The organism is Nocardia stercoris (assembly GCF_003696265.1).
Taxonomy (GTDB): domain Bacteria; phylum Actinomycetota; class Actinomycetes; order Mycobacteriales; family Mycobacteriaceae; genus Nocardia; species Nocardia stercoris.
In genome coordinates this window covers 347904-362798 of sequence record NZ_RFFH01000004.1, presented here as the reverse complement: position 1 = coordinate 362798, position 14895 = coordinate 347904, and the positions used below count along the sequence as shown (strand labels likewise).

Below are 14895 nucleotides of genomic sequence, written 5' to 3'. Positions count from 1 at the left end.
ATTCCGAAGAAGATTTCGGAAGGCGAATGGTCATCACAATGGGCATCAGCGACCATCGACTTAATTAAGATTAATCCACTGTTAACACAGGCAGCAATGTGACCCCGGTTGCAGCGAGATCTCGACCACAGCAGAGTTCCGACATTTCGGACCATACTTCCGCGGTACCCAATGTGTCGGACCGACCTTGCCCGTTTCTGACGTGCCGATATCCCATTCAGGCATGTATGGGTTCGCGATAGCCCGGTTGAGTACACTGTGACGCGGTTTACATCCCAACGTAAGCGAAGGTGTACAGCTGCTGTCCCCACCAATGGGCAGCACGTGGAACGTGGTCTATTGTCTCGGGATTTCACCGTTTCGGGATGCGGGTGGCTGCGTCAGCGGGCAGGAATACCGACTACCTGAATACCGGCCCCTGCCAGTCAGGGACCCCGGCAGGGGTGCACCGACTTCTGTTGTTCGGTTGCCCTCCCCGGCCAGTGGGTCGCAGGTTCGATTCCTGCCGGGGGCACTCGACCTGCGACACATATTCGCAGGTCAGGGGCTCGCCGCTGTCACGGCGCACTGCCGAGAAATCGGAAACGCGCAGGTCACTCGTCGCAGGTTCGCGCCCTAGGGGGTTGCTGTCAGCTAACACCGCAGGTCGGCTGCCCGCGGAAAATCGCTCGAAACGCCCACACTTCCAGGCGCACACTCACCGTAGTACACGCCGTCTACAGCAGCACGTCGACTTCCCGGCGATCGACGTTCAGAGGGATCCGCCATCGTCGCTCGCGACAAAGCGAGGACTGGACCCCCAGAATTCGCCCCGCGCGCACACTGGTCTGACTGACATCGCGCTGGCTATGTCAACGGCAGGCCAATCCGGACCATCTGACGGCAAGTGAATTCTGACCACCTGGCCGCTGCGGTTGGTTGGTTTCAGTCTTCAGTTGTGCCGGCCGTGGGGACACGACCGAGGTCGCGGTCCTTGAGCCGGTAGCTGTCGCCCTTCAACGAGATGACCTCGGCGTGGTGGACCAGGCGGTCGATCATCGCCGCGGCGACCACGTCGTCGCCGAAGACCTCGCCCCACCGGCCGAAGACCTTGTTGCTGGTCACGATCAGCGAGGCGCGTTCGTAGCGAGACGAGACGAGCTGGAAGAACAGGTTCGCCGCCTCGTGCTCGAACGGTATGTAGCCGACCTCGTCCACGACCAGCAGCGGATAACGGCCGAGCTTTGTCAGCTCGCCCTGCAAGCGGCCCGCGTGATGGGCCTCGGCCAGGCGGGCGACCCATTCGGCCGCAGTCGCGAACGCGACCCGGTGCCCGGCCTGACACGCCCGGATCGCCAACCCGATCGCGAGGTGGGTTTTCCCGGTTCCGGGCGGCCCCAGGAACACGACATTCTCTTTGGCGGTGACGAAATCGAGGGTCCCCAGATGCGCGATGGTGTCGCGCTTCAACCCACGAGCATGACCGAAGTCGAACTCTTCCAACGATTTCCGGTAAGGGAACCGCGCGGCGCGGATGCGTCCCTCGCCGCCATGGGATTCGCGGGCAGACACTTCGCGTTGCAGGCAGGCGACGAGGAACTCCTCATGAGTCCAGTTCTCGGCGCGGGCGCGTTCAGCAAGCCGGTCGGCGGCCTCTCGCAGCGACGGAGCCTTCAACGCCCGGGCGAGGAAGCTCAGCTCCGCGGCGAAATCCCTTGCCGGCCCGATGTTGCGGCCGTGGCGGTGGCTCTGGTCCGGCCGCGCCGCAACACTTTCGCCGCCTCGACATGATCGGGATCGGAGATCGTCTGATGCCAGCCCCAGATCCGTTCATGATCGGCGACGATCCGGCCCTCGCAGTGGACCTTCACCCGGTCGAGGCCGGCGACGATCTCGATGCCGCGCCCGATCACCGATGGATGCACCGAGTAGTCGTTGGGGTCCAGACGAACGTAGTGGTCACGCGGTAATCGCGCCGACCGCCGCCACCCGGTTTCCGGCGCGACCGGCGGCAACGACAGCATCGCCTGCCGGTCGCGATCCGATCGGTCGGTGCGCACCCCAGCGCCCGCCGGGTCCGGGTGTTCACCATCGTCAGCCAGGCATCGAGCTGGGCGTTGAAATCGTGTGGGCCGGTGAAGGTCCGGCCCGGAAGGAACGACCGCTCGAGGTAGTCGCAGGCGCGTTCGATGATGCCTTTCGCTTCCGGATCCCGTGGCTTGCAGATCAGCACCTTCGCGCCCAAAGTGCCTCGGAACGCCTGACATTCAGCGGTGAGCTTGTTGCGGCCGCCGTGCCAGCTGCCGACAGCGCCTTCGCCGTCCCAGACCAAAACCCGGGGCACCGAACCTAGCCGGTGGATGTGAGTCCACCATCTGGTTCTGATCGCGAATCCTGGTGTTACCTGATCGCGAACCTCGGCACCACCCACAGGTCAGCGAAGCTCCCCGGTCGCGAAATTCGGCACCACCAGCAAGGCTGCGCGGCGAACCGGGGAATACGTCACGACCGATACCAGCCGCCGACCCGACGGCTGACCACCGACCGGCCGCGCAGCAGCACCGACGGCCGGGAAGGGATCGACCTGGCCGTCGGTACACCTGCGAATCAGAGTCAGAGGGAGAACGAGGCATCCACCACGGCCAACTCGGCACTGTTCTGGTCGAGCACCACCACGATGAGACCGTACTTGCCGCTCGGCGCGCCAGATCCGAGCGAGAGCGATCCTTGGCAGCCGATCGGGCCCGGACCGGTCGCCCCGAAGGCCTTCTCGTCCTGATCGATCTTGATCATGCCGAATTTCACTGTTGTCCGTATCGTCCCGCTGGTGATGGCCTTTCGAAGAGTGCCGGTCAGGGTCACAGTGAAGTCCTTGCCCTTGACCGGGGGATTCGGGTCGAGCGTGACGCTGCTGACAATCAGGTCGTCATTGTCGGTTCCCGCGTTGCTCCACGTCGCTTCGCCTGCGGTAGTCGTCATGGGTTCTCCGTTCCGGGTCGATGATCTTGATTGACACGACCATCGTATCTACCACCGGTACGCTAAGAATTCGCGAAACTACCTGCACTGCAATATAAAGGGACAATCTGCCGGTAACGGTCTTTCAAGGCAGCGGTCCCGCTGGGCTGGTGAAGTCGTGCTGGCGTCTCGATCGCCAAGCGCTGGTACCGACGCCGAGCCCATTCACGCTGACACGCCGCTGGTGGTGCCGAAATTCGAGACCGGAACCCGTTCTCCGGCAGCCCGATCGATCCTCGAATTCGCGATCGATCGACCCCATATTTCGCGATCGAAGCCAACCATCCGGCGAACAGGTCCTCGGCATGCCGCGACGGCACCAGGATCGCCATCAACCAGCGCGAATACCCCAGCACCATCGTCAGCACCGGCAACTGCTTCGGGCCACGGACCTGCCCGGACTCCACCGGCAGCTCGATCGGCGGGAACCAGAAATCGCACTGCGCGATCTCTCCGGCGACATAGGCGGTCCGTGACGCGGGGTCCGGTGGCAGATACGCCGGCCGCAGATCAGCGACCCTGCCCGATAGCGCTCGGATCGACCGGGTCCAGCCGATCCGTTCGGCGATCACCGTCGCCGGCATGGTCGGATACGCTCGCAACAACTCGCGGACCTGCGGTTCCACCGCGTCCACGATCGACCCTTTCGGCGCGCGCTGGTACTGCGGCGGCCCGTCCGAGGCCAGGGCCCGCTTCACGGTGTTGCGGGAAACACCCATCAGCCGGGCGATCGCCAGGATCGGTATGCCCTCTGACCGGTGCAAACGACGAATCTCAGCCCAATCCTCCACGGCAAGCATCCCTTCGTCCTCCCTGGCTCGGTTAGAACCAGGGTCACCGACCGGATGGTCAGTTTTCGGATGCCGCACAGTGGTCAGTTTTCACGTGCCGTCGACAGGCTACTGGTGGGCCACAGATCAGCCTGCCCGTCAGATCAGTTGAGCAGCGCCTCCATGGTCTCTCAGAGCCTCTTGTCATCGACGCTCCGCCGGACGACGAGCGTCACCGATGGCGAGGGCACGCCAATCGGATCGAGATGCCGAGGCGCAGACTCTCGGCTGGCGGACTTGCCAAGGAAGCGAATCCTGTCGGGTGGCTGGCTGACACGGCGATCGGGCTCACCAGGCATCGGCCAGCACCTGGCCTCGGCCAGAGTCGGCGGCTGCCACGCGAGCCTTGCGGGCTCACGTTCGAAGGGTCGCCGAGTGTTCGTTGTCGCCCGGGCGGTGGGATCGTCGCCGGGTCAGGGTTGGGTGGGTGTGGCCAGGATGTGGTCGGTGAAGGCGTTGATGGCGTCCCACATCTGGGGGTTCAGCTTGGTGTGGGCGCCGGTGCCGACCACAGCCTGGAAGTCGACGTGGTTGGCGGTGAGCTGCGCGAACAGCGCGGCGTGGAGTGGAGACGGCACGGTGATGTCATTGGTGTTGAGCAGCAACAGCATCGGCGTGTCGTAGCCGTCGACCGGGACGGTCATGTACTCGTTCATCGCGGCCTGAAATTGGGGGGTGTTCAGTGGCCGGGAGAACAAGTCGCCCATGCTGACACCGGCAGCCAATTTCATGATGTCGGCGATGCACAGGCTTTCCGAGTCGTCCAGGAGCTGTTTGCCGCGAGGGCTGAGGTAACTGTCGACATCGGCCTCGGGGTGGGTGGTACGCAGCCCGTCGATCATGCTGATGGTGAACCCGTTCACCGCAGCCCCCGCCGGACCCGGGATCGCGGGCACCCACGGGCCGACGAACGGTGAAACCTCCTCCACGTCCGATTCCGGATCGATGGCGATGACGCCACGGAAGTCCAGGTCGGGTGCGAGTGCCGCGTGATCGTGCGCGGCACCCAAGGCGGGCTGTCCACCGGCCGAGCCGCCGGTCACCGCCCAGGTGCGCGACAGTTCCGGGTTCGCGGCGCGCGCCGCGTGGACCATGTCGACGGTGGCGCTCACCCCGCTGCTGATCTCCAGGTAGGGGTGTGGTCCGGTGTCGAAGCGGCCCAGTCCGAGGAGGTCGGGGGCGACTACCGCGAAGCCCTTGCCCACGAAGTACTGGATCAGGTTGTCTTCGAACGGTCGGCTCAGCTTCGTGTCGTCGGTCTGTCCGCCGCAGCCCGGGCCGAGGCCGGCGGTGCCGTGGTCGTAGGCCATGATCGGCCAGCCGCCCGCGGGTGTGGGCCCGGACGGGACGAACAGCGCGCCACTGGCCTTCACCGGTTCACCGCTGGAGCGGGTGGTCCAGTAGTCGATGATCGTGCCGTTCGACAGGCCGCGGAAACCGTCCGGTAGTGCGGTGGTGGCGATCTCGGTGCCCGCCGGATCAGCCTGGGCGGGGCTGCCCGGAATGGCCAGCAACGCACCCGTCGCCGCCAGGGCCGCCGTGAAAACCCGTGTCCGCCAAGTGACCAACTGCATGAATCCTCCATCAGGTTCCGGCCCGTCCGCGTGCGCTCGGGCCAGCCATTGCACAGATGACCAGCAGTCCGCGACTTCCGGCGATCCTTCGGGAAGAATAACAGACTTACTAAACGTTAAGTAGGGATGCTTGTCCTGAGCGGGCGATTGGTTCGTCGCGCGCGGGTTCACAATCCAGCGAGCGCTGTCCGACAACTGCGGCGCCTACCGGTCACACCTGTGGCGAGATACCTGCGAGGCACTGTCGATCCGGCCAAAGTACAGGCGCCCGTATCGACCCCAGACGAACGGGAAGATCGAACGCTTCCACCACACAATGGCCGACGGGTGGACTTACGCCCGCTTCTCCCGCTCAGAGACAGAACGACGCGGCGCTGTTGAGTGGCTGCACCACTACAACCATCACCCGACCCCGCACGGCTTGCGCAAGCCAGCCACCCTTCACGCGGTTGATCAAGGTCCCGGTCAGTACATCTAGCGACCTACATACCGCTCCGCGCGATGCACCGTCGTTCGTCACACGGAGGTACCCCTATAGGATTGCGCGGACGCGACAACGGGAAAGGGGGACACGGTGGCCCGCACCTTCGGCGCCGACCAGGCCGGGCGCGAAACCCGCACTCGAATCCTGGACGCGGCGCTCGAGCTGTTTTCCGAACGCGGCTACGCGGGCACCTCGATCGCCGCCGTCGCGAAAGCAGTCGGCCTGTCGGCACCCGGTGTCCTGCACCATTTCCCGGACAAACGCACGCTGCTGTTGGCAGTGCTGGCCAATGAAGGCCGGCTCTTCACCGACGAACAGGGGCCCGCCTACGAAGACCTCACAGTCGCCGACGCAGTGAGACTTCTCGTGCTGACCGTCCAGGAGAATCAGGAGAGCCCGCGCAGCCGCGAGGTCATTCGCTTGGAACACCTGTGCGCGCTCGCGCCGGGCGACGGCGCCGAAATGGCCGCTGAATGGTCGCGCGCACGAATGGACCGGCTGCGTATCGCGATCCAGGCCATGGCCGAGCGCACGCGGCCCGGCGAAACCTCGGCCGCCGGAACCGACGACACCGCCGGTCTGGCCGATCTGATCATCGCCACCTTGGTCGGACTCGAACACCTGTGGCTGCTCGACGAGAATTTCGACATGGTCGCAGGCATGCGAACCTTCGCCGGCCTGCTGGCCAAGCAACTCGATCTCCCGAATCCCTGATCCGGTCCGCCGCTTGGGCCATCGCTGGACCTGCTCGTCACGGTGGTCGGGAGTGTAGCTCTACTCGAGCAGACCGTTAGCAGTCCAGGGCCACCCGGCGCCGGCAAGCCCGGTCTGTAGAACCGGTTCGGTCGCTCGGCGGTGAGTACGGCCCTGCGGGGACTGGCGCGGTTGCCGAGGCGCCGGACAGTAGCTGCAGATCGCCCTTTGCAGTGCATCTCGGGGCAGTTCGATCCAGCGGCGACGTCGACCACAGTGGCGTGACGCTCATGTCGCCCAGCGCAGCGCACACCTACTCCGCGACAGCCAGGGCCAACGCCGATACCGTGACCGCCCTGAGCGCACTCGCATTCCCGGGCCGCGCGAGTTCCGCGTCGATCCTGCCTGTACTCGGCACAAGAACCGACCCGACGTGGCACTGGTGATGAACGGCGAAAGCTAGCCTACGGAATGATAAGTAAGCTAGTGTCGCGCATCGCGAAGCAATCAACGCGAGTTACCGCTTTCGCAGTGCCCGCGGCGCTTCGCGTCGATCGCCCGTTGTCGCGGGCAAGTTGCCTACCGGTAGCCATCCAATACGCCTACCGGCTGGAGCAGGAGATGAGGAAGTACGTATGAACCTTCAGTCAGCGACTTTGACGGCCGCCGCGGCGGCCCTCGCGGCCGTCAGCGTCATCGGCGGCGCCACTACAGCCACCGCCGCTCCCGACGTCGCCGCCCCAGCGGTGAACTATCGCGCAGACCTGGTCGGTGACACCGTCGTCACCACACTGACGAACGGTGCCTTCGAGCTCTCGAGCGACCAGCAGTCGGTGGCTGTCCGTGATGTCGCAGGGCAGACCGTGGACACGCTGCCGCTGTCGTTCACCCTCGACGGTCAGCGCTTGTCGCTGCGTCAGCAGATCGCTGCCGACGGCCACACGCTTCGGCTGGTGCCCGACCTCGCCGGCCTGGACCGCGCCGCGCTGCGGCCGGTGGCTGCGGAGCCCGTCGCGTTGCCGCTGGAGAACCAGCTCGCCATGAACGATCTCATCAATCAGGTGAGCCTGGGTACGTCCATCGGGAGCCTGATCGGCACCGCCGTCGGCGCGGTTGCCGGGATCGGTGTCGGCTTCGGCGTGGCGGGGGCCTCCTGCCTGGTCCTCGGCCTCGGTTGCGTGGTGGCGGTACTGCCGATCGTCAGCATGGTCGCGGCCGCGGGCGGGCTCGCCGGGCTGATCCTGGTGGGCGGACCCGCCGCCGCCGCGGCGGCGTTCGACTACTGGACCACCCAGCAAGCCGCGCCCGGTACGAGCAAGTACGCGCCGTACGTCCAGGGCAACACGGACGCCGCTCAGACCGCACCCGCGAACTGACCGCCACGTCCAGCAGGGAGACCGGAATGAATTTCCGCACAACGGCTTTCGCGACGCTCACCATAGCCGGGGCGATGACCGTCGCCGCCGCGCCCGCCTACGCCGAGACGGACGCCCAGTACCAGGCCGGCATAGTCGGCGACTCGGTCGTCACAGTCCTCGACAATGCCACGTTCGCCCTCGCGCCCGACTCGCAAGCTGTCACGGCACGCGACAACAGCGGACGTGACATCTTCACGCTGCCATTGGCCTTCGAGCTCGACGGGGCGCGCCATCCGCTGATCCAGCGGATCAGCGACGACGGGCGGACCCTCGCCCTGACTCCCGACACCGGGCTGCGGCCCATCGCCTCTGCCATGACGAACCAGCACGCTCTCAGCGAATTCGTATCGACCATGAGCACCGGCATGCTTACCGGGACAGTCGCCGGATTCGTGATCGGCGCCCTCGTCGGCGCCGCTATCGGACTGGGATCGTGCATCGTGGTCGGCCCCGGATGCCTGGCCACCACCCCGGCCACCGTCATGGCCTTCGCGGGCGGCGGCATGCTCGCAGGCACTCTCGGCTTCGGCGGCGCGGCGTTGGCCAACGGGGCATGGAAATATCTCTCGACCGTGCAGACCGCACCCGATGGGCGCCCCGACACAGACCAGAACGGATCACAGGATCCGGTCGGCGACCGCATACCCAACGCCAACCTGCGGATACCGCCGATACCGCTCAAGCAGTTGATCACCGGCTCCGCCACCGGTTCCGGCCACCACTGACCCGGTGACGAGACGCTTACGCCGCGGCCCCGACCGTCGCGGCGTAAGCGCCACCGCCGCGGCGAAGCACGCTCCGGCCACCATCCCGGGCGGACCAGCCAATTCCCATCGAGATCCGGTTCACCCGACGAGCTTGTTTCGTACACGCTCGAGTTCCTCGGGTTCGAGCCCGTTCGCGAGCAGGTACGCAGCGACGGTGCCGTGGTCGTACCGGATGTGCGCGAGAATGTCCTGGATGTACGCCGCCGGTGAGGCGAGGATCGCTTCGAGCGCGGCTTCGGACCGCGCGCTTCCCGCGGTCAGCTCGGGGCCGAGTACCGCGGCGAGCTCGTCGATGAATCCGTCGCCGAGCAAAGCCGACGACTGCGCGTAGGTGCGCTCGATGTCGTCGTCGCGTACGCCGATCGCGGCGAGCAGCACCGCGATCAACACCCCGGTGCGGTCCTTGCCGAGCGTGCAATGCACCAGGCAGCACCGTCGGAGACCGCGACCTCCCGTACGCCGGCCGCGAGCGCCTCGCCTCGCTCGCGCACGATCTTGAGATAGATGTCGCGCAGCGATGTCGTTGCTGCGGCGGCGTCGACCGTGGCCTCACCATCCGGGTCGAGTGGGTCGTGCAGTGATAGTTGCACCACCTCGGCCGCGCCCACCTCGTCGGGTGCGCGCCGAACCTCTTCGCCCGAGCGCAGGTCGAGCACGGTCGTGATGTCCAGCGCGGAGAGCGCCGCGGGCCCCTCGTCGCCGAGCCTGTGCAGGCCAGCGCTACGGAATACCCTGCCGTTCTTCACGATTCGACCGTATACGGTGCGCAGCCCACCGACTCCGCGCGCGTTGCGGACGCCGGGCAGATCGATCCCCAGATGATCGCCGGCCGACATTGCGACAGGCACGGCGGGAACGACCCTGGTTCGGACCATGTCGGCGAACCAGGTGAAAGAAGCAGCTCGGGGGATTTCCACCGACCATCATGATCACTGCCGACATCGATGAACTCCGCGTCTCGGGCGAGGACTTCGCCCGGGCGCTCCGCGCCCCGGGTGCCGAGATCGAGGTCACCACCGAGCCCGGCACCAGGCACGGTCACCTCAACCGTCCCGGTGAACCCGCCGCTCTCGCCTCCATCGAGCGATACGTCTCGCGCCTCCTCCCCATCACCCCTTGACCTACAACCACACGACGTTGCGCCTCGTGTCCCATAAGGCCTGGTCACGATCGTCCCGATGTAGTGGATACCGGGTTCGGCGAACTTCCATGGCGGCTGACCGCGTGTCGTCGGCTGTGGGCATGAGAACCTCCAGGATCGGACCTGACGCCGGGCCGGGCGGCTCCTTCGGACCGCCTCACGGAGGCCAAGCCGGCGGAGCCCGGTCGAGCACCCCGGCCGGAGTTAGGTGGGTGCTACCGTAATTGAGCTAGCCAACTATTAGCTACAGCTAAGGAGGGGTGGCCGTGCCGGATGCGAACGATTCGGTACCTGAGTACGCAGTCGGACTCGCCACCCCGCGCCGCCCACCGAAAGCACATCGCGGACCCCGGCACGCGCTCGTCGAGTCCTTCGCCGTCTTCTGTGGGGCCTACATCGCCGGGTTGGCACTGCTCACCCCGCTGGACCTGGGGACGCTCAGTGTCGGTCCGGCGCTGGAGACCACCATCGTGATCTTCAATCTGCCGGAGGCGATGATGGCCGCGGCAGCCCTGGCCGTCGGCGCGGCCTCCTTCGCGGCAGTCGCGGGAGCGCGTTTCGCGTGGAGCCTCTGCACAATCTGCGCCCTACTGTTACTGGTCGACTCAGCACTACCCGCAAGCCGTATGGGCGTCGGCACGCTGGAGTTGCGCAACTTCGTCGACTGCCTGGCCGCTGGTGCGATGTTGGGTGCTCTGGCCGCAGTGAGCCTGCACTTTCGAGGTCGCGCCCCGGCTTATCTGTCCGGTGTGCTGACCGGCATCGTCATCGGCGCCGGGGTCGAGATCCCGAAGGGCGAGGCGTCGACACTGGGCCGGCTCGCCGCCGGCGTCCCGCCGACATGGCTGCTGGCGTTCACCGCGATCATGCTCGGAGTGTGCCTGTACTGGCACCGCACCAAGGTCGCGAGGACAGCCTCCACCATGCTGCTCGGGTTCCCGATTGCCCCGATCCTCGCGATAACGGTCGTGCTGATCACGATCATCGAAGTATCGGACTGGCTGGACCGCCATCGAGCTGGACTGTCAGGGAACATCGCCGGTGTCATCTTGATCGTGTTGGCGGGGTGGGCCGCAGCATTGCTGCTGCCTGGGCGCGATGGGATTCTGACGCTGCAAGCGCTGGCGGTAGGCGCCACAGCGTTCACCGTGGTCACAGTCCCCCGCCCGGCCTGGATCGTGCCCTGTGTATTCGCCGCAGTCGCGCTCGGACTCACGCTGGGGAGTCGGTGGCCGGCGTCGCTACTATCGATCACGGCGTCCATAGCAGCCAGCCTGTTCGGCATCTTCGTCACCGACGCCACCGACGCAATGGTTCCCGTGATCGGTTGCCTGCTCTTGGCGCTGGTTGCCGGATACTGTTTCGGATCCACCGTTACTCGCAGTGTTGTCGGCACAGTACAGGCGATCGCGGCGTTGGTAGTGCCGTACTCGCTGGTGGCGCTGCGCGGGCGAGGCCTGAGTAGCCGCGGCCACATGGAACGGTTCTACCGCGACCCCCACCAAGGCGTCGGCCACACACCAGGCATTTTGGTTGCGGTGATCGCGGCACTGTGCGGGCTGGGCGTGGTCCTGGTCCGCTGGTTGAGGCCAACGAATCATCCGACCTAAGCACGGCGGCGACCTCGCTGACACCGGCCACCCGGTCGCCGAGCTACCGGAATTCGTCGAGCTGATCCGGGCCGGCGACGGCGACACGCTACAAGCTGGTGCAAAAGGCCGGCCGCCATATCGGCGACGTACTCGCTTCGGCGATCAACATCCTCAACCCGGCCCCGTCACCGCACACCTCGACGACGCATGAGGATCGATGCGCACGACCGGTGATGGACTCCATCGACTCCAGTACGAAATCGTCGCTGGCGGTCCGAGCGTTTGCACAACGCCGTCGCACGGGCCGTGCCGCCCCGAGAGCTCTACCTCAGCCGCTACACCGCCAGCGGCAGCCAACCCCGCCTCCCCGGCTGCCTCATGACCAGCCAGAGCCGCCCACTGATCCCGCCCAACCCGATCGACAGGATCAATCTCGTCTCGGACAGTCGAATCCCGCTTCGATCGTCAACGTCCCCCACGAAAATCGCTGGTCACCCTGTTCCCATCCTTATAGTGCCCCGCCGGGGGCGCTCAACCTGCGACGCAAAGCCGCAGGTCAGGGGCTTGCGCAAGTAGCAACACACATTCGGGAATCGGAAAACCGCAGGTCACCAGTCGCAGGTTCGTGCCCTCGGGGGTTGCTGTCAGCTAACACCGCAGGTCGGCGGGCCGGGTGAGAATCCGGAAACGCTCTGGAGTCCGGGCGCTCGCTCAGCGTAGCCCAACAGATTCAGGCAGCAGACCGAGTATCTGGCGATGTCAGGTGTCCGGCGGTCGTCGGCGAGCCAGGGACTGGAACCTGGAGATCCCTCGGCGCGCATACCGGCGGCATGACCGACACGGTCGACCAAGATCCCGGTGAACACGATTCGCACTAGCGGCGGATCGCGCACCACCCCGGCGTAATCCACGAATTTCGCACGGTCGGCGGTAAGGACGGCGAACGTCTCGCCGATCAACTGTCAATGCCGACCCAATCTTGGGTCGGCACCGACATCAACAAGAGCCAAGATGCTGTGCAGCAAGGTGAGTCGCCTTGGTGGCTGACCCCAAGGCCGCTGTGCGTCGAGATTGGAAACGCCGGACAGTTGGGTCCTCGCCGGCACGTCATCGGCCACGACTGCACCGGCGGCGACCACGGCGTCCCGCCCGATGCTGACCTCGGGCAGGATCATCGCTCCGGCACCGATCCACACGTTTCCGCCACATCTATTGGTGCACCGGTGAGGAATTGGCGCCGTTCCTCCGGGTCCACTGGCTGGCCCATGGTGATGAACGTAGCCTTCGGGCCGATCATCACGCCCCGGCCCAACCGGATACCGGCGTAGTCCAGGAAGGTACATCCCTGACCGTATCTTTGGTTGCCAACGGAATCGACCCCCGGCCGCTCGGGCGGAACGGGGTTCGATGCGCGTGTTCGTCGATGTGTCTTGCCGGTGCTGTGTGACGGTCAGCGCCGGCGACCTGTGGTGATCGACGGCAGGGCCGCGAGCATCCAGAGCATTCCGCCGAATCGCACCACCGGCAGTAGGTAGGCGCAGGCGGGGAGCGCGACGGTCAGCACGGATACCGCCGCGACCGGAACCAGGACGGCTGCGGTGTATATGAGGTAGCGAGCCATGGTCCCGGCCGATCTACCTGCCAGCGCGAGGCCGGCCGTCATCAATCCGAATCCGGCGGCATATGCGGGGCCGCCCGCCAGGAACGCGCCATGCGCCCAGGCGGTCACCGTGGCGTCGTCGAGGCCGGGCCGGGCCGAGATCACGGTGGCGAATGCGCTGATGGTCAAGGCGGCGGCCGCGAGCATCGCCCCGGTCACCGCCGTGGTGACGGCCGTGCCGGCGTGCGCTCCGCGGCGAAGGATGGCGGCGGCTGCCGCCAGCGCGGCGGCCGACGCGACAAGCAGCAGGCTTCCGACCAGGACCGTGGTGTGGTGGCCGTCGGTGTAGGCCCGGATCGTCGTTGCGGTCGCCCCGGGATGGGGCATCGACTTGTTGATGATCACGTAGCCGAGGGTGGTTGCGGCGAATGCGGAGACGGCGAGGCGAGCCGAGGTGCGCGGTCCGGTGGGGCGGGTGGTGGCCGTGATGGCGACGGTGAAGGTCATGGCGGTGTCCTTGGAGTGAGGTTCAGCAGGGGGTGGTCAGCAGTTCCATGTTGTGGCCGTCGGGGTCGGCGAAATAGACTCCGCGGCCGCCGTTGTCGGTGTTGGTGCGGCCGGGTAGGTAGTGGAACGGGTCCGCGTAGTACGGCACGCCTGCGGCTTGAATGCGAGCTAGCGCCGCGGTGAAGCGCGCCGCGTCGACGGTGAAGGCGTAGTGCTGGGGGCGGGGTTCGGCGGTGTCGGCGTAGTCGAGGGTCACGTCGTTATCGAGCCGGACCGGCAGGAACGGGCCGGTGCGCGGACCGACCTCGACGCCGAGGATATGGGCTAGAAAGGTCGCCGATGCGGCCTTGTCCGTGGCCCAGATGATGGTGTGGTCGAAGGCGATGCTCATCAGGGGCTGTCCTTGTCCGCGGGTGTGGGGCCGCTGGTGCGGGTCAATTGGTGATGCGCCCGCCGGCCACGTCGACGGTCAGTCCGGTCAGGTATGACGAGGCTTCCGAAGCCAGGAACAATGCGGCCTGAGCGACGTCGGTGGGAGTGCCCATGCGGCGCAGCGGGTGCATGTCGGCTACCTGCTGTTTGACCTGATCAGGCATCCGGGCTTCGACGGTCTCGGTCAGGATCGACGACGGCGCCAGGCAGTTGACCCGGACGCCGTGGGGGCCGACCTCGCCTGCCAGATGTCGGGCGAGCATCACCAGGCCCGCATTGGCCACCCCGTAGGCCAGATTCGCTTGGCCGGGCTGTCGTCCGGCCGAGGACGACATCAGCAGGATCGATCCGCGGGACCGATCGATCATCGACGGAAGGAATGCCTGCACGGTCAAGAAAGCTGAGGTCAGTTCGGAATCGAGGACCTCACGCCAACGCTGCTCGGTGAGCGAGGGTGTCGGTGCGGGGAATCCCTGACCACCGGCGAAGGCTCCGAGCACATCCACCTCGCCCAGCGCGGCGCTCACCTGGTCGCGCAACTGGGTGACTGCGGCCGCGTCGGTGAGGTCCGCGACGAACGCCTCGGCGGTGCCACCGCTGGCGGCGATCTCGGTAACCACCTGTTTCAGGGCTGTTGCGTCGCGCCCGACGACACCGACGCGCGCTCCCTCTGCTGCCAGCGCACGGGCGGTGGCAGCGCCGATACCGCGGGATCCGCCGGTCACGAGGGCGATCTTGCCGTTGAGGTCGGGGTAGCTGGTCATCATTCTCTCCAATACTTGCGTTGTGGATACTTGCCTTGCGGATCATCCGCAAGGCAAGTATCCACATACAATGTTCCACTTGTCAACCATCCACAA

The 14895-nt window shown here is 66.1% G+C and carries 13 protein-coding genes and 4 pseudogenes; 6 read left to right on the top strand and 11 right to left on the bottom strand.

What is annotated here, in order from left to right:
• Positions 1-924: 924 nt before the first annotated feature.
• From istB to EBN03_RS12640, 5 genes and pseudogenes are all read right to left on the bottom strand, one after another.
• Positions 925-1707 (bottom strand): IS21-like element helper ATPase IstB, encoded by a 783-nt coding sequence (gene istB / locus EBN03_RS12660; RefSeq protein ID WP_122188170.1) that lies wholly within the window; start codon positions 1705-1707, stop codon positions 925-927.
• Positions 1674-2353, bottom strand: a pseudogene (locus tag EBN03_RS12655) (Mu transposase domain-containing protein); the annotation flags it as partial. The pseudogene EBN03_RS12655 and the gene istB, both read right to left, overlap by 34 nt.
• Before the next feature lie 239 nt (positions 2354-2592).
• Positions 2593-2958: an ML domain-containing protein gene (locus EBN03_RS12650; RefSeq protein WP_122188169.1), complete on the bottom strand. Its 366-nt coding sequence runs from the start codon at positions 2956-2958 to the stop codon at positions 2593-2595.
• Positions 2959-3254: 296 nt separating this feature from the next.
• A pseudogene (locus EBN03_RS12645) lies at positions 3255-3797 on the bottom strand (helix-turn-helix domain-containing protein); the annotation flags it as partial.
• A gap of 443 nt (positions 3798-4240) precedes the next feature.
• Positions 4241-5401, bottom strand: a complete 1161-nt coding sequence (locus EBN03_RS12640; RefSeq protein WP_158675609.1) for an alpha/beta hydrolase — start codon at positions 5399-5401, stop codon at positions 4241-4243.
• A 139-nt stretch (positions 5402-5540) separates the two neighbouring features.
• Between EBN03_RS12640 and EBN03_RS12635 the strand changes: the two are divergent.
• The 4 genes and pseudogenes from EBN03_RS12635 to EBN03_RS12620 form a co-directional block, all read left to right on the top strand.
• Positions 5541-5879 (top strand): annotated as a pseudogene (locus EBN03_RS12635) (integrase core domain-containing protein); the annotation flags it as partial.
• A gap of 96 nt (positions 5880-5975) precedes the next feature.
• On the top strand, positions 5976-6599 hold the full coding sequence (locus EBN03_RS12630; RefSeq protein ID WP_122188168.1) for a TetR/AcrR family transcriptional regulator: 624 nt from the start codon (positions 5976-5978) through the stop codon (positions 6597-6599).
• Positions 6600-7213: 614 nt separating this feature from the next.
• Positions 7214-7954: a hypothetical protein gene (locus EBN03_RS12625; RefSeq protein ID WP_147471565.1), complete on the top strand. Its 741-nt coding sequence runs from the start codon at positions 7214-7216 to the stop codon at positions 7952-7954.
• Between the two features lie 26 nt (positions 7955-7980).
• Positions 7981-8721: a hypothetical protein gene (locus tag EBN03_RS12620; RefSeq protein WP_122188166.1), complete on the top strand. Its 741-nt coding sequence runs from the start codon at positions 7981-7983 to the stop codon at positions 8719-8721.
• A gap of 120 nt (positions 8722-8841) precedes the next feature.
• On the opposite strand, the gene EBN03_RS35515 is transcribed toward EBN03_RS12620, so the two are convergent.
• Both EBN03_RS35515 and EBN03_RS35510 read right to left on the bottom strand, forming a co-directional pair.
• A complete protein-coding gene (locus EBN03_RS35515; protein WP_158675608.1) occupies positions 8842-9186 on the bottom strand; it encodes a tyrosine-protein phosphatase in 345 nt (114 codons plus the stop codon).
• Positions 9147-9599, bottom strand: a complete 453-nt coding sequence (locus EBN03_RS35510) for a tyrosine-protein phosphatase (protein WP_158675607.1) — start codon at positions 9597-9599, stop codon at positions 9147-9149. The genes EBN03_RS35515 and EBN03_RS35510 overlap by 40 nt, the downstream gene beginning before the upstream one ends.
• 74 nt (positions 9600-9673) lie before the next feature.
• Between EBN03_RS35510 and EBN03_RS12605 the strand changes: the two are divergent.
• Positions 9674-9883: pseudogene (locus EBN03_RS12605) on the top strand (alpha/beta hydrolase); the annotation flags it as partial.
• A 287-nt stretch (positions 9884-10170) separates the two neighbouring features.
• The gene (locus tag EBN03_RS12600; protein ID WP_147471563.1) at positions 10171-11514 is read left to right on the top strand and encodes a hypothetical protein; all 1344 of its coding nucleotides are present in this window, start codon (positions 10171-10173) and stop codon (positions 11512-11514) included.
• Between the two features lie 944 nt (positions 11515-12458).
• Here EBN03_RS12600 and EBN03_RS35825 read toward each other — a convergent pair.
• The 4 genes from EBN03_RS35825 to EBN03_RS12575 all read right to left on the bottom strand — a co-directional run bounded on the left by EBN03_RS35825 (position 12459) and on the right by EBN03_RS12575 (position 14799).
• Positions 12459-12839: a hypothetical protein gene (locus EBN03_RS35825; RefSeq protein WP_407671133.1), complete on the bottom strand. Its 381-nt coding sequence runs from the start codon at positions 12837-12839 to the stop codon at positions 12459-12461.
• 107 nt (positions 12840-12946) lie between these two features.
• A complete protein-coding gene (locus EBN03_RS12585; protein WP_122188160.1) occupies positions 12947-13603 on the bottom strand; it encodes a DUF4386 domain-containing protein in 657 nt (218 codons plus the stop codon).
• A 22-nt stretch (positions 13604-13625) separates the two neighbouring features.
• Positions 13626-13994: a VOC family protein gene (locus EBN03_RS12580; protein ID WP_122188159.1), complete on the bottom strand. Its 369-nt coding sequence runs from the start codon at positions 13992-13994 to the stop codon at positions 13626-13628.
• Positions 13995-14037: 43 nt separating this feature from the next.
• Entirely contained in the window at positions 14038-14799 is a 762-nt protein-coding gene (locus tag EBN03_RS12575; protein ID WP_233608340.1) for an SDR family NAD(P)-dependent oxidoreductase, read from the bottom strand.
• Between the last annotated feature and the right edge of the window lie 96 nt (positions 14800-14895).

What these genes read in the sequence shown, in the direction of transcription:
- EBN03_RS12625 (WP_147471565.1), top strand. Translation starts at nt 7,214, where the DNA reads ATGAACCTTCAGTCAGCGACTTTGACGGCCGCCGCGGCGGCCCTCGCG.
- EBN03_RS12575 (WP_233608340.1), bottom strand. Translation starts at nt 14,799, where the DNA reads ATGACCAGCTACCCCGACCTCAACGGCAAGATCGCCCTCGTGACCGGC.
- EBN03_RS12650 (WP_122188169.1), bottom strand. Translation starts at nt 2,958, where the DNA reads ATGACGACTACCGCAGGCGAAGCGACGTGGAGCAACGCGGGAACCGAC.
- EBN03_RS35825 (WP_407671133.1), bottom strand. Translation starts at nt 12,839, where the DNA reads ATGTACCTTCCTGGACTACGCCGGTATCCGGTTGGGCCGGGGCGTGAT.
- EBN03_RS12640 (WP_158675609.1), bottom strand. Translation starts at nt 5,401, where the DNA reads ATGCAGTTGGTCACTTGGCGGACACGGGTTTTCACGGCGGCCCTGGCG.
- EBN03_RS35510 (WP_158675607.1), bottom strand. Translation starts at nt 9,599, where the DNA reads ATGTCGGCCGGCGATCATCTGGGGATCGATCTGCCCGGCGTCCGCAAC.
- EBN03_RS12580 (WP_122188159.1), bottom strand. Translation starts at nt 13,994, where the DNA reads ATGAGCATCGCCTTCGACCACACCATCATCTGGGCCACGGACAAGGCC.
- EBN03_RS12585 (WP_122188160.1), bottom strand. Translation starts at nt 13,603, where the DNA reads ATGACCTTCACCGTCGCCATCACGGCCACCACCCGCCCCACCGGACCG.
- EBN03_RS12620 (WP_122188166.1), top strand. Translation starts at nt 7,981, where the DNA reads ATGAATTTCCGCACAACGGCTTTCGCGACGCTCACCATAGCCGGGGCG.